General features: G+C 70.3%; 27 protein-coding genes. 7 read left to right on the top strand and 20 right to left on the bottom strand.

Features of this window, described 5'->3' with window-relative positions; genetic code table 11:
• Positions 1–309: 309 nt before the first annotated feature.
• Complete coding sequence (locus tag FV242_RS13240) at positions 310–1,620, top strand: RsmB/NOP family class I SAM-dependent RNA methyltransferase (protein ID WP_187278412.1); 1,311 nt, start codon at positions 310–312, stop codon at positions 1,618–1,620.
• A gap of 130 nt (positions 1,621–1,750) precedes the next feature.
• Positions 1,751–2,755 carry an alpha/beta hydrolase gene (locus tag FV242_RS13235; RefSeq protein ID WP_147939245.1) on the top strand — a complete coding sequence of 335 codons (1,005 nt, stop codon included), beginning with the start codon at positions 1,751–1,753 and terminating at the stop codon, positions 2,753–2,755.
• A gap of 8 nt (positions 2,756–2,763) precedes the next feature.
• Here FV242_RS13235 and FV242_RS13230 read toward each other — a convergent pair whose 3' ends face one another.
• From FV242_RS13230 to FV242_RS13215, 4 genes are all read right to left on the bottom strand, one after another.
• On the bottom strand, positions 2,764–3,996 hold the full coding sequence (locus FV242_RS13230) for a peptide ABC transporter permease (protein ID WP_147939244.1): 1,233 nt from the start codon (positions 3,994–3,996) through the stop codon (positions 2,764–2,766).
• A gap of 115 nt (positions 3,997–4,111) precedes the next feature.
• The gene (locus FV242_RS13225; protein WP_147939243.1) at positions 4,112–4,636 is read right to left on the bottom strand and encodes a DUF2937 family protein; all 525 of its coding nucleotides are present in this window, start codon (positions 4,634–4,636) and stop codon (positions 4,112–4,114) included.
• Positions 4,637–4,719: 83 nt separating this feature from the next.
• Positions 4,720–5,733 (bottom strand): WD40 repeat domain-containing protein, encoded by a 1,014-nt coding sequence (locus FV242_RS13220; protein WP_147939242.1) that lies wholly within the window; start codon positions 5,731–5,733, stop codon positions 4,720–4,722.
• Positions 5,730–6,404 (bottom strand): YoaK family protein, encoded by a 675-nt coding sequence (locus FV242_RS13215; protein ID WP_147908244.1) that lies wholly within the window; start codon positions 6,402–6,404, stop codon positions 5,730–5,732. Before FV242_RS13215 ends, FV242_RS13220 begins: the two co-directional genes overlap by 4 nt.
• Positions 6,405–6,611: 207 nt before the next feature.
• On the opposite strand from FV242_RS13215, the gene FV242_RS13210 reads away from it, so the two are divergent.
• Positions 6,612–7,046 (top strand): response regulator, encoded by a 435-nt coding sequence (locus tag FV242_RS13210; RefSeq protein WP_147908243.1) that lies wholly within the window; start codon positions 6,612–6,614, stop codon positions 7,044–7,046.
• A 21-nt stretch (positions 7,047–7,067) separates the two neighbouring features.
• Positions 7,068–7,463: a photosystem reaction center subunit H gene (locus FV242_RS13205; protein WP_147939241.1), complete on the top strand. Its 396-nt coding sequence runs from the start codon at positions 7,068–7,070 to the stop codon at positions 7,461–7,463.
• Positions 7,464–7,646: 183 nt separating this feature from the next.
• Here FV242_RS13205 and FV242_RS13200 read toward each other — a convergent pair whose 3' ends face one another.
• The 16 genes from FV242_RS13200 to FV242_RS13125 all read right to left on the bottom strand — a co-directional run bounded on the left by FV242_RS13200 (position 7,647) and on the right by FV242_RS13125 (position 21,853).
• Positions 7,647–8,279: a DUF2939 domain-containing protein gene (locus FV242_RS13200; protein ID WP_147939240.1), complete on the bottom strand. Its 633-nt coding sequence runs from the start codon at positions 8,277–8,279 to the stop codon at positions 7,647–7,649.
• A gap of 21 nt (positions 8,280–8,300) precedes the next feature.
• Entirely contained in the window at positions 8,301–8,867 is a 567-nt protein-coding gene (locus FV242_RS13195) for an RNA pyrophosphohydrolase (protein WP_147908240.1), read from the bottom strand.
• A gap of 72 nt (positions 8,868–8,939) precedes the next feature.
• Positions 8,940–10,175: a divergent polysaccharide deacetylase family protein gene (locus FV242_RS13190; protein WP_147908239.1), complete on the bottom strand. Its 1,236-nt coding sequence runs from the start codon at positions 10,173–10,175 to the stop codon at positions 8,940–8,942.
• 171 nt (positions 10,176–10,346) lie between these two features.
• Entirely contained in the window at positions 10,347–11,687 is a 1,341-nt protein-coding gene (locus FV242_RS13185; RefSeq protein WP_147908238.1) for a S41 family peptidase, read from the bottom strand.
• Positions 11,687–12,991, bottom strand: coding sequence for a murein hydrolase activator EnvC (locus FV242_RS13180; protein ID WP_147908251.1), 1,305 nt, complete (start codon positions 12,989–12,991; stop codon positions 11,687–11,689). Before FV242_RS13180 ends, FV242_RS13185 begins: the two co-directional genes overlap by 1 nt.
• A 69-nt stretch (positions 12,992–13,060) precedes the next feature.
• Positions 13,061–13,555 (bottom strand): 23S rRNA (pseudouridine(1915)-N(3))-methyltransferase RlmH, encoded by a 495-nt coding sequence (gene rlmH / locus FV242_RS13175; protein WP_147939239.1) that lies wholly within the window; start codon positions 13,553–13,555, stop codon positions 13,061–13,063.
• A 222-nt stretch (positions 13,556–13,777) separates the two neighbouring features.
• On the bottom strand, positions 13,778–14,128 hold the full coding sequence (gene rsfS, locus FV242_RS13170; RefSeq protein WP_147908236.1) for a ribosome silencing factor: 351 nt from the start codon (positions 14,126–14,128) through the stop codon (positions 13,778–13,780).
• 96 nt (positions 14,129–14,224) lie between these two features.
• The gene (locus FV242_RS13165) at positions 14,225–14,899 is read right to left on the bottom strand and encodes a nicotinate-nucleotide adenylyltransferase (protein WP_281407065.1); all 675 of its coding nucleotides are present in this window, start codon (positions 14,897–14,899) and stop codon (positions 14,225–14,227) included.
• 34 nt (positions 14,900–14,933) lie between these two features.
• Complete coding sequence (locus FV242_RS13160; RefSeq protein WP_147939238.1) at positions 14,934–16,232, bottom strand: glutamate-5-semialdehyde dehydrogenase; 1,299 nt, start codon at positions 16,230–16,232, stop codon at positions 14,934–14,936.
• A 162-nt stretch (positions 16,233–16,394) separates the two neighbouring features.
• Complete coding sequence (gene proB / locus FV242_RS13155; protein WP_147908234.1) at positions 16,395–17,510, bottom strand: glutamate 5-kinase; 1,116 nt, start codon at positions 17,508–17,510, stop codon at positions 16,395–16,397.
• Positions 17,511–17,877: 367 nt separating this feature from the next.
• A complete protein-coding gene (obgE, locus tag FV242_RS13150) occupies positions 17,878–18,912 on the bottom strand; it encodes a GTPase ObgE (RefSeq protein ID WP_147854180.1) in 1,035 nt (344 codons plus the stop codon).
• Positions 18,913–19,033: 121 nt separating this feature from the next.
• Positions 19,034–19,639 (bottom strand): GNAT family N-acetyltransferase, encoded by a 606-nt coding sequence (locus tag FV242_RS13145; protein ID WP_147939237.1) that lies wholly within the window; start codon positions 19,637–19,639, stop codon positions 19,034–19,036.
• 185 nt (positions 19,640–19,824) lie between these two features.
• Positions 19,825–20,091, bottom strand: a complete 267-nt coding sequence (gene rpmA, locus FV242_RS13140) for a 50S ribosomal protein L27 (protein WP_147908232.1) — start codon at positions 20,089–20,091, stop codon at positions 19,825–19,827.
• A 64-nt stretch (positions 20,092–20,155) separates the two neighbouring features.
• Positions 20,156–20,470, bottom strand: coding sequence for a 50S ribosomal protein L21 (gene rplU, locus FV242_RS13135; protein WP_147854182.1), 315 nt, complete (start codon positions 20,468–20,470; stop codon positions 20,156–20,158).
• Between the two features lie 177 nt (positions 20,471–20,647).
• Positions 20,648–21,019 (bottom strand): hypothetical protein, encoded by a 372-nt coding sequence (locus FV242_RS13130; RefSeq protein ID WP_147939236.1) that lies wholly within the window; start codon positions 21,017–21,019, stop codon positions 20,648–20,650.
• A 213-nt stretch (positions 21,020–21,232) separates the two neighbouring features.
• Positions 21,233–21,853, bottom strand: a complete 621-nt coding sequence (locus tag FV242_RS13125; RefSeq protein ID WP_147939235.1) for a YceI family protein — start codon at positions 21,851–21,853, stop codon at positions 21,233–21,235.
• 154 nt (positions 21,854–22,007) lie between these two features.
• Here FV242_RS13125 and ruvA point away from each other — a divergent pair, with 154 nt between their 5' ends.
• From ruvA to bfr, 3 genes are all read left to right on the top strand, one after another.
• Positions 22,008–22,625 (top strand): Holliday junction branch migration protein RuvA, encoded by a 618-nt coding sequence (ruvA, locus tag FV242_RS13120; RefSeq protein WP_147908229.1) that lies wholly within the window; start codon positions 22,008–22,010, stop codon positions 22,623–22,625.
• A gap of 226 nt (positions 22,626–22,851) precedes the next feature.
• Positions 22,852–23,124 (top strand): bacterioferritin-associated ferredoxin, encoded by a 273-nt coding sequence (locus FV242_RS35470; protein ID WP_147939234.1) that lies wholly within the window; start codon positions 22,852–22,854, stop codon positions 23,122–23,124.
• Positions 23,125–23,167: 43 nt separating this feature from the next.
• Positions 23,168–23,665 (top strand): bacterioferritin, encoded by a 498-nt coding sequence (gene bfr / locus FV242_RS13110; protein WP_147908227.1) that lies wholly within the window; start codon positions 23,168–23,170, stop codon positions 23,663–23,665.
• Positions 23,666–23,699 lie beyond the last annotated feature (34 nt).

The following is a 23,699-nucleotide window of genomic DNA, read 5'->3' as shown; positions in this document are numbered from 1 at the left end:
GGGTGAGATCGGGGGCGGCCGGGGCGCTCGCACAGGCGGCGAGGGCGGCGGCGGCGAATCCGGCGAGGGTCACGGAGCGGGTTACGCGAACGAGGGAAGACATGATCTGAGGCACTCCCGGACAGACCTCCGTCCGCGGAACGCACTGGTCCGCGGCGGGAGGATGCCATACGACACGGGGCCGGCCCGCATCGCGGGACCGCCCGCGACCCGGTCTGAGCCGGGATCGTGCTGGAAGCTCGGCCGCACCGTGGCGGCATCGTGGGCCAAGCGTGGCCGTTTCGCGTCGGCCGAGCGCCGTTTTAAAGGATGTCGACCCTGACCCCCGCCGCCCGCTGCTCCGCCGCCATCGAAGTCCTGACCGATATCGCGGAGCGCCGCCGCCCCGCCGCCGACGCGCTGAAGGATTGGGGCCTCGCCCACCGTTTCGCCGGCTCCGGCGACCGGGCCGGAATCGCCAGTCTGGTCTACGACGCCCTGCGCCGGCGGGCTTCCGCCGCCTGGATCATGGATTCCGAGGCGCCGCGCGCCGTGCTGATTGGCTCCCTGCGGCTGCAGCAGGGGCTCGCCGCCGCGTCTGTGGCCGCGCTGTTCTCCGGCGAGCGCTTCGCCCCCGAGCCGCTGAGCGACGACGAGCGCGCGCGCCTCGAATCCGGCACGTTGGACGAAGCCCCGCCCGAAGTGCCCGGCGATGCCCCGGCCTTCGTGCTGCCCGAGCTGGAGGCCGCGCTGGGCGACGACCTGATCCCCGAATTGAAGGCGCTCGCCCGGCGCGCGCCCCTCGATATCCGGGTCAACGCCCTACGGGGCAGCCGTGACGACCTGATGCCTGCGCTGAGCGGCTTCGATGCCGCCCCGACCCCGCACGCGCCACTCGGCGTCCGGATCCCGATCGGCGCTGACGGCCGCGGCCCGGCGCTCCACGTCGAGGCCGAGTTCCTGGACGGCTGGTATGAGATCCAGGACGAAGGCTCGCAGCTCGCCGCCCTCCTGGTGGATCCGCACGCGGGCGAGACCCTCGTCGACCTCTGCGCCGGCGGTGGCGGCAAGACCCTGGCGCTGGCCTCCCAGACCCGTAACGGCGCCCGCCTGATCGCCACGGACGGCGATCCGCGCCGGCTCGCGCCGATCCACGAGCGCCTGCGCCGCTCCGGGGCCGCGGCCGAAGTCCGGACACCGCGCAGTGGCAAAGCCCGCGCCGACGTGCTGGAGGATCTGGACGGCCAGATCGACCGGGTGCTGGTCGACGCACCCTGCACCGGCTCCGGGACTTGGCGGCGCAACCCGGATGCCAAGTGGCGGCTGCGGCCCGGCAGCCTGGCCCTGCGCATCGCCGAGCAGTCCCAGGTCCTCGACCGCGCAGCCAAGCTGGTCCGGCCCGGCGGGCGGATCGTCTACATCACCTGCTCGCTCCTGCCCGCGGAGAACGACGCGGCGGTGGCCGGGCTGCTGTCCCGCTGGCGTGGCCGCTTCGATGCCGTGCCGGCCGAGACCGTGCTGGCGGCGGGACCGCCAAGCCTCGCATCCTCTGTTCGCAAGACGGAACACGGCCTGCAGATGACCCCGCTGCGGACCGGCACCGATGGCTTCTACGTATCCGTGATCACCCGGCGCGCCTGAGGACGCGCCTCTCCGGAACCGTCCCCGCGTCCCACGACGTTGGGCGAGGAATGTTTCAGGAGAGCGCCATGCCCGAGTCCGCCCGTCCCGCCATCCGGGCCCTGTCCTGAGCGACCCCCGGGACCGGTCCATGAATCTCGACCGCCGCCTGCTGCTCGCAGGCTTGACCACCGCTTTCGGCCTGCGCGCGGCAAAGGCGCAGGAAAAGCCGCCGGAGCCGGCGCCCCACGAGGCGATCCGCGCGCTGCCGCGCTCGCTGCCCGGGGCGGACCTGCAGGTGATCGATCTGTGGCCCGGCCAGCCTCCGGGGGGCGGCAGCGGGCCCGATCCGGACGGCTACCGCTATGTCGAGGGCCGCTCGGGCGACGTCACCCGGGTGGCCAAGCCATGCCTGCTGGCGATGCGGCCGGCCAATCCCAACGGCGCAGCGATCATCGTGGCGGCTGGCGGCGGCTACCAGTTCATCGCGCTCGGCAACGAGGGCGTGCCGGTCGGGCGCGTCCTCAACGCAGCGGGGATCACAGTCTTCCTGCTGGTCTATCGTCTGCCCGCGGAGGGCTGGGGCGCAGGCCCAGACGCACCGCGGCAGGACGCGCAGCGGGCGCTGCGGCTGGTGCGGGCGCGGGGCTCGGAATACGGGATCGACCCCGCCCGGGTCGGCGTACTGGGCTTTTCCGCGGGCGGCCACCTGATGGGCGAGACCGCGGTCGGCACCGCCAGCGACCTTTACACCCCGGTGGACGAGGCCGACGAGCAGCCGGTGCGCCCGGTCCTGGCCGGGCTGATCTATCCTGTCATCACCATGGGTAAGCCGTTCGACGGCACCGCGACGCGGCGGATCCTGGTCGGCGACGAGGTCACCCCGCTCGAGATGAAGACCTACTCGGTGGACCTCCAGGTCGGGCCGCAGACGCCCCCGACCTTCCTGGTCCAGGCGATCGACGATCCGGTGGCGGTGGCCGATCACCCGCTGCTGATGTTCGCGGCTTTGCGGAGGGCGCGGGTGCCGGCCGAGCTGCACCTGTTCGAGCGCGGTGGGCACGGATTCGGGCTCGGCGCCCCGGGTACGCCGGCTGCCGCGTGGCCGGGCCTGTTCCTGGCCTGGATCCGCCTGCACGGCTTCCTGAACCGGTGAGCCGAGGATCAGTCCGCGCGCAGTCGGGGAAGCTTGGCGACCTTGGGGCGGTTGGTGCGGAACTGGCCGCGCTCCACCGCCACGAACACCACGATGACGATGGCGACGATGCTGAGCCACCAGATCGCCGTGAGGCCGACACCCAGGCAGGCGACCGTGAAGGCGGCGGAGAAGCACCCCATCGCTCCCGGGATCAGGGCCGGGATGTCCCGGCCGGCCCGGCGGATCGAGGCGTAGAGCGCGAAGGCGGCGGCCAGCGCGCCGACGATCCCGAGTTCGTACCAGAACTCGAACAGGGCCGTGGTCGGCGCGTTCAGCGGCAGCATGCCGACCAGGCGCCCGCGCAGTGCCGTCTCGAAGCCGTGGCCGGTGATCAGCCGCACCGGATCGGTGGTCACCACCTTCTGCCAGCTCTTCAGTGACAGCACCGCGGGCGAGAGGGGCCCGAACATCGCCGCGCCGATCGGCCGGGCCAGGAACGGCAGCAGCGGCGCCACGGCGAGCAACGCGGCCGACAGGGTCGCGGTCAGCATCACGCCGAGCTTCGGCCGGTAGCTCGTCACCGCGAAGGCCAGCGCACCGACCGCCAGCGCAGCGATCTGGGTGGCGTCCGGCTGGACCGTCAGCGCCAGGGCGACCAGCAGCGCGAGTCCGAGCGCCTCGCGGTCACGCCGCCGGGATCGCAGCCAGGCGAGCCCCGGCCAGACCAGAAGAATCAGCAGGATCAGGCCGCGATCGAGGGCCCCGTCGTCGTCGATGCCGGGCGGCGCCATGTGCGCCCCGAACAGCCCAAGCACGATCGCAACGATCGCGCCCGCGACGAGCCCGAGTGGCAGCAGGTAGAGATTGGCCGAGCGCATCCGGTCGGGCAGGGCGAAGTAGCCGAGCAGCGCCAGCCCGATCGTCGCCGCGAGGTTGGCCAGACGCTCCACGGCCGGGCCGAGGAACGGCGTCCAGGTCAGCGACAGCACCGACCACAGCACCACCAGCATGCCGGCCAGGAAGGCCGGCGCCGTGAGCAACCGGGACACGCCCGGCCGGACCGGCCGCTGGCGCCGGTCGATCGCGCTGGCGATGATCAGCAGCACCACGGCGATCGGCGCCAGGATCACGGTGGCGCGGCGGGCGACCTGCGCCAGCACCGGCAGGATGACGAACAGGCCGAAGAAGCCGACGCGCCGCAGCAGGGCGGCGGCGTCGAGCGCCGGATCGATCGTGGTGGAGTTCGACGCCCGCGGCATCTTGCGCCTTCTCTCGGACCGAGATGGCCGGATCACGCTCGATACGCAAGCTCCGCGCAAGCCGCTGTAGACCCTGAGCAACACTCCCGGTTCAGCGCGTCGCGCCGGTGGCGGATCAGGCCGTCCGGGTCGCTGTTCGCGGGCGCTTGCGGGCGAACCGCAGGCCGACATCCGAGAGCACGCGCCAGCCGCCCCAGGCGGTCAGGAACCCGATCAGACCGGCGGCGAGGCCGTCGGCATTGGTCGGCACAGCCGGGCTGAAATCCTGGTAGGCAGCCTGCGCTACCGGCACGTCGGGGTCGCGCAGCATCGCCACCACCTTGCCGAGCGGGCTCGTCGCCGAGGCGAGGGCCTGCTCCTGCGCGCTCAATCTTGCCAGCCGAGAGATGTCGGCCTGTGCGGCATCGCCGCGCCGGGCCACCAACTGGTCAGGGTTGGTGCGCAGCCGATCGACCGCGCCGTCTCGGGTGGTGCCGGAGGCCTGCGCGTCCGATTCGAGCACCGCCACCTGACGGCGCAGCTCGTCCACCGCGCCACCGAGGCGCTGCGCGTATTGCTGCGCGAATTCGGGGGCCTGGGCGGCGATCACGCCGCCGAGCAGGCCGAGGGCGAGGCCGAGAGTGCGGAACACGCGGAACACGTCAGACCCTCCGGGTCGGAGACAGGACGCGGCCTAAAAAGCATGGCTTCGGCCGATAACCAAAAGAACGGGGCACCGGCAGATCACGCTGGCAGGGTCAGCAGGCCGGCCTGGCCGTCGGCGCAGCCGAACAGCATGCGGTTGCCGCGTGCGTCCCAGGCGAGTGCCGTGATCCCGCTGCCCGGCACGGCGCGCCGCACCAGCAGCTCCGAGGCGTCGGTGAAGCGCACCAGCAGGATGCAGCCATCCTCGTAGCCCACTCCCAGGACCGGCGCCTTGGGGTGGAACGCGACCCGCGTCACCCGGGCGGGGCGGACGCCGCATTCCCGCGGCGCCTTGCCGGTGGGGCCTTCCTTCGAATCGAACGGCCAGACGATCGCAGCCTCGGCGCCTCCGGTGGCAAGCCAGTGCCCATCGGAAGACCAGGACACGGAGCGGACCTTGCCAGGATAACCCGACATCCGCATGTGGCCGCGATCCGGCTGCAGGCGCCAACCGTGCAGCGCGTTCTCCTGCATGGTCGAGACCACGAAGCGGCCGTCCGGTGACCACGTGACGTCGATATGCGAGCCCTTCCAGCTCACGACCTCGGCGGGCGTCTCGAGATTCGGGAACCAGAGGCTGACGCCGTTGTAGTGGGCGACGCCGAGCCGGTAGCCCTTCGGGGCGAAGACCAGCCCCCGGGCCGTCGAGGGCGCCGTGAAGCTGCGCTCCCGGCCCTTGGCATCCCGGGCCACCACCGCGCGTCCGGCCGACCAGGCCACGGCGCCGTCCGGATGCAGCGCCAGAGCGTCGATCCAGGCACCGCCCTTGGCCGCGCCGAGCTCCTGTACGGCGCCACCGGCCCGGATCTCGACGACCCGGCCGTCGTCGCCGCCCGTGACGAGGCGGTCGCTGCTCCCGGCCGCCACCAGGATCCCGCTGTCGGGATGGGCGGCGATCCGGGTCAGCGCGTCCCCCTGCATGAGGGCCACGGTGCCGTCGCCGAGCGCCAGGGCGGGGGCGTCCTTCAGGAACTGCGCCGCGACCACGTGGGCGCCCGCCTCCAGCGGCGCGACGTGTTCGGTGAGGGACGGATGGCTGACGGAATCGCTCATGGAAACTCGACCTTCGTGGTCCTCTGGCCGGCGCGCAGGACCAGGAACGCGGTGATCAGCGCGAGCACCCCCGAGACCGCCGCCGGCGCGATCAGGGCGTAGAGGGCGAACGCATCGTAGGCCAGCGCCCCCAGGAAGGCGCCCAGCAACAGGGACAACCAGACCAGCCCGTCGCCGATCCAGCCGAGCGGGTCGCCCGTGCGTGTCAGCGCCCGGGCGATCTTCTGGCCCAGGCTGAACAGGGCTCCGGTGACGAAGGTGGTACCGGCCCGGAAACCCTGCACCTGCGCCAGCACGGCGTTCTGCGCGCCCATGGCCACGGCTACGAAGAACGCGGCAAGGCCCAGCTCGGGGGAAGCGAGACCGAGCGCCAGGCCGCCCAGGATCAGCAGCGATTCGTAGGCGAGCACCACCGGGGTGCTCCAGCGCGACGGCACCAGGATCGCCAGGCCGCTGCCCAGGACCGAGCCGGTCAGGAACGCGGCGATCAGAATCGCCGGCATCACCATCTTCTGCAGCTTCGCCTCGGCGCCGAAGACCGCGAATTGCGTGGTGTTGCCGCTCATGAACGAGGTGTACAGGCCGCCCAGCCGCACGAAGCCCAGCGCATCGACGTATCCCGCCAGCCCCGTGAGGAGCAGGCCGGTGCCCAATTGCCAGGAGCGGTTCACGGATCAAGCCTCCCGCAGCATCCCGGTAACGAGCCATTAACCATTTCGGCCACTCCGTTCATCTGCGCAGGGGCGGGGTTAACGGGCCGTGCACCAAGTCCGGGCAATTCGATGCAATCACGGCGAACGCCGGGGCGCAGGGGCCCGTTGCTCCTTCGATCCGGCACGGGGCTCCAGCGCCCCCGCCGGGTGAGTGGGAGTTGCGTCATGATGCCGTTCGTCGCCGCCTTCGCCTGCCCGTCCATGCCCGCCCTGGATTCGGCCGCCGCCACCATCCTGGTGGTCGAGGACGAGCCGACCGTCTGCGAGCTCGCGGCCGAAGCGCTTCTCGAAGAGGGATATCGGGTGCTCACCGCCGCGGATGCCTGGGAGGCCGAAGCGATCCTGGCACGGGAGAGCGTCGACATGCTCTTCACTGATATCGACCTCGCCCGCAACACGAACGGGCTGGCGCTGGCACGCCGGGCCCGCAGCGTCTGCCCGGACCTGCCCGTCATCTACACGTCCGGCGGGCGTGCCTGCCTGTCGCCCGCCGACGCCGTCTCCGAATCGGTGTTCGTTCCGAAGCCGTACCGCCCCAGCCAGCTCGTTGCGCTCACGAACGACATCCTGCGCGCCGCGCACCATCCCCATCACGCCTGACCCACCCCAAGGAATCCCGCCATGCGGCCCCCCCTCTTCGCCACCGGTCTCGCCTTCGCCCTCGCGGCCGTCGCCGTGCCGGCCCGGGCCGCGTGCGACGTGAAGGGCGCGCAGATCGAGGAGGGAATCGCGGCCAAGAAGGAACTGCGCGAGGACGCCAACGCCCAGACGGTGCGCGACCTGCGCACGCTGCGCGACGCGGCGATCGTGCTGGAGACCTACAAATTCCCGGGCGAGTGCGAGGTGCTGCTCGGCATCGCCAAGTCGCTGCTCTCCAATCCCGACAAGACGATCGTGCAGGGCGGCAACACCGACGAGGACGAGGCCGAGAGCCTGGTCGAGGCGCGCGAGCCCAAGGCGAAGACACCGGCGGACGAGAAGGCAGCGGCTCCGAAGACGGCTCCCAACGCGAATTGAAGCCGGGAGTCACCCCGCGCAGCAGCGATCGACGCTTCCTCCGACGACCGACCACACCCCGGAGCGCTACAAAGCCTCGAACGTGGCCTTTGGGGTTTCACGGGTGGCTGGGGTCCAGAAGGTTTGGTGTAACTATCTCGCCGCCGGATTAGGGCGGCGGCGCAACACACCGGAGACGGACTCCTACCGCTCCTCCGCAGCACTCGCGCCGGCCTTGGCGCGGGCCAGCGCACGGCCGAGCTTGGCGGCGATCTGCGCGCGCAGGATGTCGGCCATCTCGATGTCCACCAGCCGCCAGCTGAAGCCGCGCAGACGGAGCCGGATACGGTTGCGCTCGGCCCGGGGCCCCTCGGGCGGGACCGGAATGACCACCGCCCGGAACCCGCGCATCTCCAGGGCGGCGTAATAGGGCAGGAGTCGTCCTGCATTCCGGATCGCCAAACCCTCCGGCTTCAAGCTGGCGGGGCGATCGATGTCCAGCTTGTCGGGCCAGCCGTTGTCGAGCAGGTCCATCACCGTCTCGGGTGTGACCAGGGTCTCGGCCAGCGCCAGCGCCAGGCCGTACGCGACGTCGTTGAGGCGTTGCCGGTCGCGGGGCTCCAGATCCAGGTCGGTGTCGGAGGCGGTGCGCACCGCCGCGGTGATCTGGCGGACCAGGGACAGCCGAAGGGTCCGGAAGTTCACGTGGCCCTCGATATAGGCCACGTCATGCCGGCGCACGGCCTGAGCCAGGTCGTAGAGCGACCAGAGCGGGCTCACCGTGAAGGCGAGCCACGCCAGCGCGAGCGCGAGCGGAATCGCGAGCCAGCGTACCACCCTACGATCCCCCCCGGGACGTCACGGCTGCGCCGGCGCGGTCGCACCGGTCTCGGCCGCCCAGCCGTCGAGCCCCGAGAAAGCAGCGACCACACCCTCGTAGACCGGGCGCTTGAACGGCACGATCAGGTTCGGCAGCTCGGAGAACCGCGCCCAGCGCCAGGCGTCGAACTCGGCCTTGTGGGCGCCGCCACCGGGGGTCAGCACGTCGATCAGGTCCTCGCTGCCGAGGAAGCCGTAGGCGAACCACTTCTGGGTCTGGCCGCGATAGCGCCCCTTCCAGGCCTGCTTCATCACCGCCGGCGGCAGGTCGTAGGCGAGCCAGTCCGGGATCTCGCCTAGCAGGCGGATCGCATCGGGTGGCACGTTGGTCTCCTCGTAGAGCTCCCGGCGGGCGGCCGCCTCGGGATCCTCGCCGGGATCGATGCCGCCCTGCGGCATCTGCCACATGTACGGGCCGGCGACGTGCTCCGGTCCGGCATCCTTCGTCCGGCGGCCAACGAAGACGCCGCCCGAGGGCGCGATCAACGCGACGCCCACGCAGGGGCGGTAGGGCAGCGCAGCGCCCGAGTCGGAATCTGTGGTCATCGCGGGCGACCATAGGTCAGGCGCAAGTCACGCGGCAACGGCGGCGGCGGCGAAAGCGCGGCCGGGAGGCCGTCAATTCGCCGTGCTGACCCGCTTCTCCACCGCCCCGCGCAGCGCCACGCTCGCCGGCACCAGCCGGATGCCGCGGGTATCGAGGTCCCGCGCCCAGCGCGCGATCCGGTCGACGCCGAGCGCCGAGCCGCTGGCCGTCACGAGGGCGAATCCGGTCGCGCGGGCTCGCGCCTCCGCCTGGCCGAGCGCCGCATCGATGGCGTCGGCCCGCGGAACGGCGTCGAGGACGATCTCCGCCCGGGCGACCGGGGTGCGGCTCTTGTTGGCGAAGCTCGGCTTCGGCCCGGTCCCGTCGTCAAGGAAGCCAAGGCCGCGGGCACCGATCTCACGCAGGATCGGGTCGAAGGCCGGGTCGGCCATCATCTTCGCGCCCATGTAGTTCGCGACGCCGACATAGCCGGGGAAGCGGGCCAGCGACCAGGCGAGACGGTCGGCATTCTCGACCCCCTTGAGGGCGGTGAGCAGCGTCTGGGGCCCGGGATCGCTGTCGGGATAGTCGAACGGCTCCATGGGCAGCTGGAGGAAGACCTCGTGGCCGGCATCCCGCGCCCGGGCGGCGGCGCGCTCCGCCTCGCCGCCGTAGGGCAGGAACGCGAGGCTGATTGCGGTCGGCAGGCGCACGGTGGCGCCAGCCGTGGCGGCCTGCCCGACACCGAGGCCCGTGACCAGGACCGCGATGCGAGGCCCGGTGCCGGGCTCCTCGGCCCGGGCATAGACGTCGAGGGCGCGGGTTCGGCCGTCGCCGAGCTTGGGCATCGTGCCGTGGCGGCCTTGCTCGCTGATGCGCGCATCCGGCGCCGGCGCGAGCCGCGGCGCGCTCGGCGGCGGGACGCGGATCACGACGGCCTCGCTCGGGCTGGAGCCCGGCGGTCGCACCACCGTCACGCCCGACGCGGTCTCGATCTCCTCGGCGGTGCGCTGCTGTGCGCCGCCCGCGTTGACCACCACCACGCCCTGCGGTTCCGGGGCGGCCGCAACCGGGGCGACCACCGGCCGGGAGGCCGGTTCGCGCACCGTGATCGCGACTTCGACGCGCGGCTCGCCGCCACGGGGATCCCCCAAGGCGAGCACGAGCCCGCAGGCCAACAGCATGGCGCCGGCGAGCGCCCCCGCGGCGATCCTCGGCCGGCGCAGCGGCGCGACGAAGCGTGCGAACCGACCTTGGGGCCGCTCCGGCGCCTGCGCCTCCGGCACCCCTAGGGGGCGCGTGAGGATATCGTCGGTGGACTCGGTCAAGCGGCACTCGATGCGGAATCGCGTCCCACGCCCGATAGCAGCGGCGCGTATCCCATCACGTATTGCCGGTCGGTATGGTTAATCTTTTGCTAACATCACTGTTTGGAACGAAAAACCCCGCCCGGCAGGCCTGCCGGACAGGGTGATTTATTTTCGGTGGGTGGAAAGAAATCAGTTCGGCAGGCTGGGCTTCTGCTGCTGGGCGGGGGTGCCGCTGTTGGCGGCGCCCTTCTGGATACCGTGCAGGAAGTCGATGGCCGACAGGAGCTGCTTGTCCTTGGCGGGATCCGGCGGGATGTAGGCGGAGGAGCCGCCGCGCTCGTCGGTATCCTTCTGCTTCAGGTGGCCCTTCAGACCGGCCTCACCCTTGGTCTCGTCCTTACCCTTCAGCTCGTCGGGCACGTCCTGCAGCACCTCGATGTCGGGCTCGATACCCTTTGCCTGGATCGAGCGGCCCGACGGCGTGTAATAACGCGCCGTGGTCAGCCGCAGCGCGCCGGAGCCGCCGAGCGGGATGATCGACTGCACCGAGCCCTTGCCGAAGGAGCGCGTGCCCATGATGGTCGCGCGCTTGTGATCCTGCAGGGCGCCGGCCACGATCTCGGATGCCGAGGCCGAGCCGCCGTTGACCAGAACGACCACGGGCTTGCCCTTGGTCAGGTCGCCGGCCTTGGCCGAGAACCGCTGGGTCTCGTCCGGGTTACGGCCGCGGGTGGAGACGATCTCACCACGATCGAGGAAGCCGTCCGAGACCATCACGGCCTGGTCGAGCAGGCCACCCGGGTTGTTGCGCAGGTCGACCACGTAGCCCTTGAGCTTGTCGGCCCCGATCTCGCCGGAGAGCTTCTCGATCGCCGCGCGCATACCGTCGAAGGTCTGCTCGTTGAACTGGGTCAGGCGGATGTAGGCGACGTCGCCGCCCTCCACCTTGGAGCGCACCGGCTTGATCTTGATCACGTCGCGCGTGAGCGTGACGTCGATCGGGTCCTTCGACTCCTTGCGGGAGATCTTGAGCTTCACGGCTGAGTTCACCGGGCCACGCATCTTGTCGACCGCCTGGTTCAGGGTCAGGCCCTGGACCTGGTCGTCGTCGATCTGGGTGATGATGTCGTTGGCCAGCAGGCCCGCCTTGGCGGCCGGGGTGTCGTCGATCGGCGTGACGACCTTGATCAGGCCGTCCTCCATGGTGACCTCGATGCCCAGCCCGCCGAACTCGCCGCGGGTGGTGGTCTGCATGTCACGGAACGCCTTGGCGTCCATGTAGCTCGAATGCGGATCGAGGGAGGTCAGCATGCCGTTGACGGCCGCCTCGATCATCTTCGACTCGTCGGGCTTCTCGACGTAGTCGGTGCGGACCTTCTCAAAGACGTCGCCGAACAGGCTCAGCTGGCGATAGGTCTCGGCGGAAGCGGCCACGGCCCGCGGTCCCGACAGGAAGTCGGTCTGGGTCGCCACCATGGAGGTGCCGGCACCCAGGAAGGCGCCGAGCATGATCAGGGACGTCTTGCGCATCAGCCGCGAACCTTCTCGCCAAGTATCTTGTCACTGGGGCTCTTCGCCCACCACGGCTCCGGATCGACGGAGCCGCCGTCCTTCTTGAACTCGACGTACAGCGATGGATCGCCTTCGGACCCCGACGGGCCCGCGCCGCCCTCGCCCATGCTGCCCACCGGTTCACCCGCGAGAACGAACTGGCCGACCTCTACGCTAATCTGATCCATCCCCGCCAGCAGAAGATAGTAGCCGTCGCCCGCATCGATGATCAAGAGACGCCCATAGGACCGGAACGGCCCCGCGAACTTGACCCATCCGTCGGCCGGGGAGGCGACCAGCGCCTTCGGCCGCGTCGTGAAGGAGACGCCCCGGGTGATCCCGCCGTTGCCATCGGGCTGGTTGAAGCCCCGCGCCAGCCGCCCGCTCACCGGCCGCGGCACTTCGCCCCGCGCCTCCGCGAAATGCACCTTCGGAGCCAGGCGCGCCGGATCCCGGACCCCGGCCGCGGCGAAACGTTCCTGCGTCACCCGGGCCTCGCGCTCGGCGGCCGCCTTGGCCTCGTCGGCAGAGCGCCGGGTCGCCGCGACCTCGGCCTCCGTGCGGTCGAGCAGGTCCTTGAGGGATTTCGCCTGGGCGCCGAGTTCGACCGCGCGCTTGCGCTCCGCGGTCAGGCCGCCCTCGACCTCCGCCTGCCGGGCGCGCCGGGCGGTGAGCAGAGCCTGCAGGCGCTGCTGTTCCCGGGCCCAGCCGGCGAGATCGTTGGCCAGCCCCTCCTTGTCCTGCGCGATCAAGCCGCGCAGGCGGATCATCTCGGCGAGGTCGGCGGCCAGGGTGTCGACCTCGCCGCGCAGCTCCGGCACCACGGCGCCGAGCAGCATCGACGTGCGGATGACCGCCAGCACGTCCTCCGGGCTCACCAGGACGGCCGGCGGCGGGCGGCGGCCCATCCGCTGGAGCGCTGCCAGGATCTCGGCGACGATGCCGCGGCGGGCGTGCAGGGACCGGCGGATCGCGGCCTCGCTCTCGGTCATCGCCTTCAGGCGGTCCTCAAGGCGGCTCAGCCGGTCCTCGGTCGCCTGCGCCTGGCGTCCGGCGTCCAAAAGGGCGCTGTCGAGCTTGGCACGGTCCGAGCCGATGGCGGCGATCTCGCCCTCGAACTGCGTGCGCTGGCCCGCGCTGGCGGCGAGCGCATCCTGAACGCGCTTGAGATTCTCGGCCCGCCGGTCGCGCTCCTCGTTGGTGCGCTGGATCTTTTCGGATTCCGCGGTCGTGGCTGGCTCCTGGGCCCGCGACGGGACCGCCACGCAGGCCAGGGCGAGCATCAGGGCGGCGCGCAGGGCCGACCGCTGGAGGACACCGCTCTTGGCACCATCATCGATCCGCACGGCGCCCTAGCCCGGCTCGCCGCGGTGATACGGGTGGCCCGCCAGAATGGTCAGGCTGCGATAGATCTGTTCCAGGGCGAGCACGCGCACGAGTCCGTGGGGCAGGGTGGCGGCCCCGAAGGACAGGATCAGCTCCGCCTTCGTCCGAATTGAGGCATCGAGGCCGTCCGGCCCGCCGATCGCCACCATCAGGGCCGGCCGGGCGGTGTCGCGCCATCCGGCGATCCGCTCGGCCAGGGCTTCGCTGGCGACGTCGGAGCGGCCGCGCTCGTCGTAGGCCACCAGCACTCCGCCGGGCGGCAGGTGGGCGAGCAGGGCGGACGCCTCCTCGGCGCAGCGGTCCGGAGCCCGGCGGGCCCGGGATTCCACGATCTCGACGCCGTCGCAGGCGGGGAAGCCGAGGCCGCGGCCGAGCTGGGCGGCACGGTCGCGATACCGGGACGCGAGCTCTCGCTCCGGTCCGGCCTTCAGACGGCCGATCGCTGCCAGGACGAGGCGCACGGGGCGGGATCTCTTGTTGTGTCGGCTGTCAAGGCGATGTTGGCCCGATGACACCTCGTTCCGGGGCTCGCCGCGGGCGAGAGCGCGGAATTGAGAATCACCAAACCAATGGGGCCATGCGGGACGATCGCGTCCGACTCCTCGGCGGCTCCGGCTTCCGCGCTTTGCTGCGCGGTCCCGGAATGACGGAGACGGTTTTGACGAGCGTCAGCCCCCCTGAAATTAATCCGCTGCCAGACCCAGCGGGCGGTCGGCGCCCCACATCTTCTCCAGATTGTAGAAGCCGCGCACCTCGGGACGGAAGATGTGCACGAGCACGTCTCCGGCGTCGATCAGCACCCAGTCGCAGGCCGGCATGCCCTCGACCCGGGCGTTGCCGTAGCCGCGATTCTTCATTTCCTGGATGAACTTGTCGGCAATCGAGCCGACATGGCGCTGCGACCGGCCGGACGCGATGATCATCGTGTCGGCGAGAGAGGTCTTTCCCGCCAGGTCGATCGCGATGGTCTCCTCGGCCTTCATCTCGTCGAGGCACGAGAGGGCGAGCGCCTTCAGGTCGTCCGAGCGCGCCATCCCGGGCTCTTCCGGAACGGGGGCATTGGTGCGGATGGTCTCCGTGCGAATAGTCTCGGGCAGCGTCCTGATTCCTCGTGTTGCCGCGCAGCCCTCTCAGGGCACGCGAACCGGTATGAAATTGGCGGTAACGTGCGGCGATTGCAACTGCGTCGCGTACGGAGGTCCCCGAGTCCCCCCGCGGCCATTGCGGATCTCGGTCGACGACAGGGGCGATCGGGGTCCGTGGAGGAACGTCCAGGCCGGCGGCGGGCGCACCGGCAGGGTGTGCGCCGCCGCCTCCGGCACCCGGGCCTGCGCCAGACGATGGGCCGCCCGGGCGCTCAGAGGCGTCATGGTGTAGCCCGGCCGGTCGATGATCGCGATGGGGACGAGCCGCGCGATCTCCGCAAAGCCCTTCCAGCGGTGGAAGGTGGCGAGCGAATCCGCGCCCATGATCCAGACGAAGTGCACACCGCGGCAGCGCCGGGTGAGGTGGCGCAGGGTCTGGACCGTGAATCGTACGCCGAGGGCCGCCTCGATCCCGGTCACCGCGATGCGCGGGTGCCGGGCGATATCGCGGGCCTGCGCGCAGCGTGCCTCCACGGATGGCAGGGCGATCCGGCTCTTGAGCGGGTTGCCCGGGCTGACCAACCACCAGACCCGGTCCAGCCCGAGGCGCCGCAACGCCGTCACGGTGACGTGGCGGTGGCCGTTATGGGCGGGATGGAAAGATCCGCCGTAGAGGCCGATCCGCATACCGGGCGCGCTCGGCGGCAGGGTCAGCCGCACGCCGGGTCTTCTGGGGCGAACGCCTCGAACGGGATCACGGGCGGATCTGGCCGCTGCCGTGGACCCGGTACTTGAACGTGGTCAGCTGCTCCACGCCCACCGGGCCGCGGGCATGCATCCGACCGGTGGCGATGCCGATCTCGGACCCGAAGCCGAATTCGCCGCCGTCGGCGAACTGGGTCGAAGCGTTGTGGGTGACGATCGCCGAATCGACCTCCGCCAAAAAGCGCGTGGCCTCGGCGCGGTCACCCGTGATGATCGCGTCGGTGTGATGCGAGCCGTAGGTCTCGATATGCTCGATCGCCGCGTCGATCCCATCGACCACGCGGGCCGCGATGATCGCGTCGAGATACTCGGTGTGCCAGTCATCCTCCGAGACCGCCGTCACCCGGGAATCCGCCGTTTGAACCTCGGCATCCCCGCGCACCGCGCAACCGACATCGAGCAGGGTGCGGATGAGGGGCGCGAGGTGGGTCGCCGCACAGGCCCGATCGACCAGCAGGGTTTCAGCCGCGCCGCAGACGCTGGTCCGGCGCATCTTGCTGTTGAGCACCACGGCCAGTGCCATGTCGAGATCCGCCCCGGCCGCGACGTAGACGTGGTTGACGCCGTCGAGATGCGCGAAGACCGGCACCCGCGCCTCGGCCTGGACGCGCTCCACGAGACCGCGCCCGCCCCGGGGCACGATCACGTCGATGCAGCCGTCTAGGCCGCCGAGCATCAGCCCGACTGCGGCGCGGTCCCGGGTCGGGACCAGCTGGATCGCGTCGGCCGGCAGGCCGGCCTCGGCCAAGCCTTCGCTCATCGCCTTGGCGATGGCCATGGCGCTGCGATGGCTGTCGGAGCCGGCGCGCAGGATCGCGGCGTTGCCGGCCTTGAGGCAGAGCGCGCCGGCATCCGCGGTGACGTTGGGGCGGCTCTCGAAGATCACGCCGATCACGCCGAGCGGCACCGCGATGCGCTCGATCAGCAGGCCGTTCGGCCGCTCGATCGCGGCGAGCTGGCGCCCGACCGGATCGGCCAGGGAGCCGACCTTGTCGACGGAATCCGCGATCGCCGCGACGCGGGCGGCATCGAGGGCGAGCCGGTCGATCAGGGCCGGGCTCTGGCCGGCCTGGCGGGCGGCGGCGACATCGCGGGCGTTCTCCCGCAGGATCTCCGCGGCGTTGGCCCGCAGGCGCTCGGCGATCAGCCGGAGAGCCCTGTCCTTGGTCTGGGCCGAGGCGAGCGCCATGCGCCGGCCGGCGACGCGCGCCCGCCGACCGATCGCCGCCATCTGCTCCGGCAGCGCCTCGGCCTCGGCGAAATCCGATCTCAAGTTCAGGACGGGCACGCTGGCGTCCTCAGTGTTCGAGGGCCGCGAAAACCGGCCCGACAGGGGGAGAGTGTCGTATTTGCACATCGGGCGATGGGCCTACAAGTGTGTCGGCACGGCAATCGTGACAGGGTTCACACCATCGACCGCACGCGAATAATTGATCTGAGTCAGTTCAATTCAAAACAGAGCCAGATCATCGCGGTGCACCATCCAGGCGCGGCCGGGATAGTTGAGCAAATCCGGTATGCGCGCACTCGGATGGCCGATGATCAGCGCCGCCTCGGCGCTGTCGTAGGCCACGAGGCCGCGGCCCAGAACGCGCCCGTCCGGATCCCGGATCAGCACCGCGTCGCCCCGGGAGAAACTGCCCTCGATCGCCCGGACGCCCACCGGCAGCAGGCTGGCCCCGCCGAGCAGCGCCTTGGCGGCCCCGGCATCGATGGTCAGCGTCCCGCGCGGCTCCAGGGAGCCGGCGATCCACGTCTTGCGTGCCGCGGTCGGGGTGGAGCCGGATAGGAACCACGTGCAGCGCGCGCCCTCCCGCACCGCCTTCAGGGGGTTCTTGCCCCGTCCGTCCGCGATGACCAGGTGGGTGCCCCCTGAGGCCGCGATCTTGGCCGCCTCGACCTTCGTGCGCATGCCGCCCCGGGACAGCTCCGAGGCCGGGCCGCCGGCCATCGCCTCGATCTCCGGGGTGATGCGCTCGACCACGGGCAGGTGCCGCGCATCGGGATCCGACAGGGGCGGCGCGGTGTAGAGGCCGTCGATGTCCGAGAACAGGACCAGCACGTCGGCGTCGATCATCGTGGCGACCCGGGCGGCCAGCCGGTCGTTGTCGCCGTAGCGGATCTCGGAGGTCGCCACCGTGTCGTTCTCGTTGACCACCGGGACGGCGCGCATCTCCAGGAGCTTCAGTACGGTGGCCCGGGCGTTGAGGTAGCGGCGTCGCTCCTCGGTGTCCTGCGGGGTCACCAGGATCTGGCCCGCCACGATGCCGTGATGCCCGAGCGCCTCGGCCCAGTGCCTGGCTAGGGTGATCTGCCCCACGGAGGCTGCGCCCTGGCTCTCCTCCAGCCGCAGGATCCCCGGCGGCAGGCCCAGCACCGTCCGACCGAGCGCAATGCTGCCCGAGGAGACGACCAGCACGTCGACGCCGCGCGCATGCAACTCCGCGATGTCCTCGGCCAGAGCCGCCAACCAGGCATGGCGCAGCCGGCCGGCATTGCGATCGACCAGCAGGGCCGACCCGACCTTGATGACGACGCGGCGGAATTCTTCGAGGGCCGGGATCATAATTCTTCGCAGAGACGAGGCACGGGATGCGGTTTGGACGATGTTTTTGCGAATGAACAGCGGCCGGGACGCGACCGCGAGTATGTCACGACCGCTGGCCGATCCGGCATGCCCAGCTTGCGCGCTACGCTGGCCTGCGCATCATCGAACGTTGAGACGGCGGCCCGGCAGCGCGTCGATCACGGGCCTATCGAACGGCGTTCCGTGCCGATCGGCAAGCGTAGGCGAAGATCAGGGCTTCGTCGTTGTCCAGGATCGGGGATTCGCGCATCCGCCCGGTTCGAGTCGGCCCTGGGAGGCTAACCGAGCCGCTCGCCGTCGTCGAAGGTGCCGGTACGCCACGAACGCGCGCGTGCCGCCCCGTCACTCACGGCTCCCAAGCGACGACGGGCCGGGCATTCGCCTCCTCAGCCATGCGCGCATCGATCTCGGTCTGGATCGCCCGCAGCGCCTCCGGGACGCCCTTGCGGCTGGCCGAAGACAGGACCAGCGGCGCCCGGCCGGCAGCACGCTTCAGCTTGGCGACCTGACTCTTGAGCGTCTCCGCATCGAGGGCGTCGGCCTTCGAGAGCGCCACGATCTCGGGCTTGTCGGCCAGGCCATTGCCATAGGCCTCGATCTCGCCGCGGACCAGCTTGTAGGTCTTGCCGGCATGCTCGGTGGTGCCGTCGACCAGGTGCAGGAGCACGCGACAGCGCTCGACATGGGCGAGGAACTTGTCGCCGAGCCCGACGCCTTCGTGGGCGCCCTCGATCAGGCCCGGAATGTCGGCGAGCACGAATTCGCGGTTGTCCGAGCGGACGACGCCCAGGCCCGGATGCAGCGTGGTGAACGGATAATCGGCGATCTTCGGCTTGGCCGCGGTGACGCTCGCCAGGAAGGTCGACTTGCCGGCGTTGGGCAGGCCGACGAGGCCGGCATCGGCGATCAGCTTGAGCCGCAGCCAGATCCACATCTCCTGGCCCTCGAGGCCTGGATTGGCGTGCTTGGGCGCGCGGTTCGTGGAGGTGGTGAAGTAGGCGTTGCCGAAGCCACCGTTCCCGCCCTTTGCGAGCCGGATCTTCTGGCCGACCTCGGTGAGGTCCGCGATCAGGATCTCGCCGTCCTCGGCGAAGATCTGCGTGCCGGCCGGGACCTTCAGAACCACATCGGAGCCATTGGCGCCGTGGCAGTTCGAGCCCATGCCGTGCTCGCCCTTCTTAGCCTTGAAGTGCTGCTGGTAGCGGTAGTCGATCAGGGTGTTGAGCCCCTCGACGCACTCGACCCAGACGTCGCCGCCCCGGCCGCCGTCGCCGCCGTTCGGGCCGCCGAACTCGATGAACTTCTCCCGCCGGAACGAGACGCAGCCGGGACCGCCGTCACCGGAGCGGACATAAACCTTGGCTTCGTCGAGGAATTTCACGGTGCATCTCGTCGCTGGCTAGCCTCGGCAACCCGGGAGTCGTCGCGGCATAGAGTGGGTGCGTCGGACTGTTCGACGCCGCGCCCGGCCCCTCCATTCGGGGAGGCCGGAACGCTGTGATTCAGGACGCCGCTGCGAGTTCCGCTGGGGAATCGGAAGCATCCACATGGGCCACCCAGTCGTTGCGGTCGAGGCCGAACAGGTCGACCTCCCGGTTGCCGCCACGGGCCGGGCAGGCGCGCGGGCCACGCCCGGTCACCCGGAAACCGACCTTCTCCAAGACACGCCGGGAGGCCGGGTTCGCCGGCAGCGCCGAAGCTTCGATCCGGCCCCCGCCCGCATAGGCGAAATAGGCATGGACCAGGGCCCGCGCGGCCTCGCCCATCAGGCCGTTGCCCCACCAGGGCCGGCCGAGCCAATAGCCCAGATGCGCCGGCGTACCACCACCCGAGATCCCGACCAGGCCGATCAGCTTGGCCGGGGCCGATCGCTCGGTCAGCGCCAGCGTCAGGCCGCGGCCGGCGGTGTTGGCGACCCGCGTCTCGAGCAGGAACGCATCGACCGCGTGCCGGTCGAGCGGATGCGGGATCCGGGCGGTCATCTCGGCCACGGAGCGGTCGCCCGCCAGCGTCAGGACCGCGTCCCTGTCCTTGGCGGTCGGCCAGCGCAGCCAGAGCCTGCGCGTCTCGATCCGGAAAACGTCGTCGCGGGTGAGATCGGGGAACATTGTGCCCTCGCAGGGCGGCGTTCCCGGTTCCGGGGCACCGCCTCAAGACGACGAAGGGGAGGATGGTGCCCCATCCTCCCCGGTGTTCCGTCCGATCCGTCCCGTCAGGGGCTCGGCATCGACGTCTCCGGTCCGGTGTGGGACACCGGGCGGGACGCCAGCTTCGCCGCTCGGGCGCCCGCCTGTTATTCCGCGGCCTGGGCCAGCGGGGTTACGGCTACGAACTCGCGCCCGCGGCGCGTCTCGAAGCGGACATGGCCCGGGACCAGCGCGAACAGCGTGTGGTCCTTGCCCATGCCGACGTTGCTGCCGGGATGCCATTTCGTGCCGCGCTGGCGCACGATGATGTTGCCCGGAATCACGGCTTCCGAGCCGAACTTCTTGACGCCGAGACGACGGCCGGCCGAGTCGCGGCCGTTGCGGGACGAGCCGCCTGCTTTCTTGTGTGCCATGGGATCTGCTCCGAATGCGTGTGGGTCGCGCGGATCGCGGGCCTCGCCGGAGGCCCGCGCTCGATCACGCGGAGATGGCGGTGATACGCACCACGGTGTGGTGCTGGCGGTGACCGCGCTTGCGGCGCGAGTTCTGGCGGCGGCGCTTCTTGAAGGCGATGACCTTCTTGTCGCGACCGTGGCTCACGATCTCGCCCGTGACGCTGATGCCCGACAGGGTCGGCGCACCGACTTGCGTCGCGCCCGCACCGTCAGCGAACAGGAGGACCTCACCGAAGGTCACGGTTTCACCGGCCTCGCCAGGCAGGGTGGCGATGGTGATGGTGTCGTTGGCGGCGACGCGGTACTGCTTGCCGCCCGTCTTGATGACTGCGAACATCGTTGCTCTCGTGTTCTCGAACGGCCTCCGGGGCGGCTGCCCCTGGACCGGCTTCTTGTTTGAAGTCATTGCACGGGCGGACCCGGACAACGCGAAACGCGCGGACCTCGTCGAGGAGGCCGCGCGCCATGCCGGGTCAGTAGGGGCGGGGTGGCTCCGTGTCAATCCTGGACGGGATCAGCGGATCAGCGCGCCGGTCGCGAGAATGCCCTTGGCGACGCTGCCCTGGGGGCCGAACGCGGCCAGCGCCTGCGTGCACCACGCCTCTCGCCCGTCTGCGGCGAGTTGCTGCCGGACCTGCGTGGCCCGGGTCCGCAGTTTCTCCTGCAGGATGGCTTCCTGCGCCGCGGCGACCTTGGTCGCGAGCCGCAGGGTCGTGAGCTGCCCGGCCTTCACCTGGATGCCCGGACAGGCCTGCTCGGCGATAATGGTCGTGGCCGCCGCCTCGGCATAATTGTCGAGGGGGGTGGACGCAGGAGGCACCGCCGGCGCTTGCGCCCGGGCCGGGCCCGCCAGCACCAGAACCGAAATCAGCCAAGCTCCGCGCAACGCTCAGATCTCCATGGCAGCGATCGGCGCGCCGTCCGCGACAGGCCCGGACGCATCCGGCGACCTGTCCGCGTCGAGGGCGCGACCTGGGCTGCCTTTAACCGGTGGGGCCGCCTACGCCAACGTCGAGCCGGTCCGATCGCGCCGACGCGCCGGGCCGACGTTGCTTTCCGTGTCTCCGATCCTTCCTGCGGCCACGATCCTTCCCGCAGGTCATTGAGCCGCCTTGAACTCACCCTCGATGCGCAGCGAAACCTCGTCGCCGAGGGCCGGCAGGTAGGCGTTCACGCCGAAATCCGAGCGCTTCACCATCGCGCGTCCGTCGAAGCCGACGGTGTAGCGCTTGTCCACCGGGTGGATGCCCGCCTGATTGAACGTGGCGTCGATCGCCAGCGGCCGGGTGACGCCGCGCAGGGTCAGGTCGCCGGTGATCCGCGCGGTGGTCGGGCTCGTCGGCTCCACGGTGGTGGCCGTGAAGGTGGCACTCGGGAACTTGGTCGTGTCGAAGAAATCGGCTGCCGCCAAATTCTCGTTCAGGCGAGTGCTGCCCGTGCTGACCCCGCTGAGCGGCACGCTGACCTCCAGGCGGCTCTTGTCGGGTGCCTTCGGGTCGAGCGTGAGTGTGCCGGTCAGGCCGGTGAACTGGCCGTAATAGGTCGAGTAGCCGAGATGGCTCACCGACCATGTGACCTTGCCGTGATCCGGATCCAGGACGTAGGCGCCCGGCCGGACCTGGGTCGGGTCCTTGCTCGGCACAGTGGCGGCCAGATCGTCCGCGGCCCGGGCGGGGCCAAGGCACAGAAGACCGATCAGGGCGAGAATGGGCGCGCGCATAGTCGTTTCCCCGCTCGTCCGGCCGGATCTCGGTCGTCCTCAAGCCTAGCCGTCACGGCGCCCCTGATTCCACGAAGTGCCCACGGGCTCAAGCGCGTCTGGCGGACGCGCCCCGGCTTCTATAGGCATCGCGACGGCAGCGGACGGGCGTAGAATGATCGGCAAGCTCAGGGGCGTGGTGGATTCGTTCGGCGAGGATTTCGTCATCCTCGACGTCTCCGGCGTCGGCTACATCGCGCATTGCTCGGCGCGGACGCTCCAGCGCATGCCGAAGGTCGGCGAGCCGGCGGACCTGTCGATCGAAACGTATGTCCGCGAGGACATGATCCGGCTCTACGGATTCCGCTCGGATGCCGAGCGGGAGTGGTTCCGGCTGCTTCAGACCGTCCAGGGCGTCGGCTCCCGGGTCGCCCTGGCGATCCTCTCTGTCCTGGAACCCGATGCCCTGGCGAACGCCATCGCCACAGGCGACAAGGGCACGATCAGCCGAGCGCCCGGAGTCGGGCCGCGGCTCGCCGCCCGTCTGACCGCCGAATTGAAGGATAAGGCGCCCACCTTCGCACCGATCGACCCCGCCCTGGTCGCCCTGACCGGCGCGGTCGAGGACGGCGCCGCGCCCAGACCGGTGGCCGACGCGATCTCGGCGCTGGTCAATCTCGGCTATCCACAGGTGCAGGCGGCCTCGGCCATCGCGTCGGTCCTGAAGGGGGCCGGGGAGGGCGCCGAGGCGAAGGTTTTGATTCGGCTCGGGCTGCGCGAACTCGCGCGCTGACGCCGGCCGGTTCGGGCCGCCGGCTGGTCGATCGGACGGGGACGATTCGCTCGAAGCGCTGAGAGTTACCCGTCTTGACCGAGGCCGCCTTGGGTGCCATCTCCCTCGGCGACCAGTAAACTATTGAAAAAGCTTCTACTTTTCAGTCGTTCTAATCTGGTAGGTCCGAAACGCCTTGTCCGACACGGTCGGGTCAGGCCCGAGGAAGACGGGTTCTGCAGCGCGCATGATCGTCTGTTCTTGCAACGTCCTGTCCGATGGCGCCGTTCGCAGCTGCCTGTCACCCGGCCCAGGTTGTCCCCGCACCCCGGCGCAGGTCTACGCCTGCCTCGGCTGCAGCCCGAAATGCGGGCGCTGCGCCCGGACCATTCGGGAGATCATGCGCAGCGCGCTGGGAGAAGCGGCAGCCGATCAGGGCAGCCATGAATGCTCGACGACTTGCGCTAACACTTGCAGTTTGGTCTTATTCCAAACTGCGGAGGACGGAATCACGGCGTAACGCCTAAGCCCCCCGCCAAAAGAGCTGTAAGGAGTACGGGGGCATGAAGGGCGACACCAAGGTCATCGAGTACCTGAATCGCGGCCTGAAGAGCGAGCTGACTGCGGTCAGCCAGTACTGGCTGCATTTCCGGATGCTCAATGACTGGGGCTATATCGATCTGGCCAAGTTCTGGCGCAAGGAATCGATCGAGGAGATGAACCACGCCGACCGGTTCGTAGACCGGATCCTGTTCCTCGACGGATTCCCGAACCTGCAGGAGCTGGAGCCGCTCCGCATCGGCCAGACCGTGCAGGAGATCATAGAGTGCGACCTGGCTGCCGAGAACGGCGCCCGCAGCCTCTATCTCGAGGCCGCGCAGTACTGCGAATCGATCAACGAGCGCGTCTCGAAGAACCTGTTCGAGGATCTGGCCACGGATGAGGAAGGCCATATCGACTTCCTCGAGACCCAACTCGAGCTGATCAAGCAGATCGGCCTGCCGCTCTACGCCCAGAAGCATATTGGCGGCCTCGAGGCGATCGCCCCCGAGAAGGCCTGAGCCGGCCCGGGTTCCCAGGTCGCGCTCCTCGAAG

Origin of the sequence: Methylobacterium sp. WL64, from assembly GCF_008039945.1 — a bacterium.
GTDB lineage: Bacteria > Pseudomonadota > Alphaproteobacteria > Rhizobiales > Beijerinckiaceae > Methylobacterium.
This window is presented reverse-complemented; position numbering and strand designations above follow the sequence as displayed.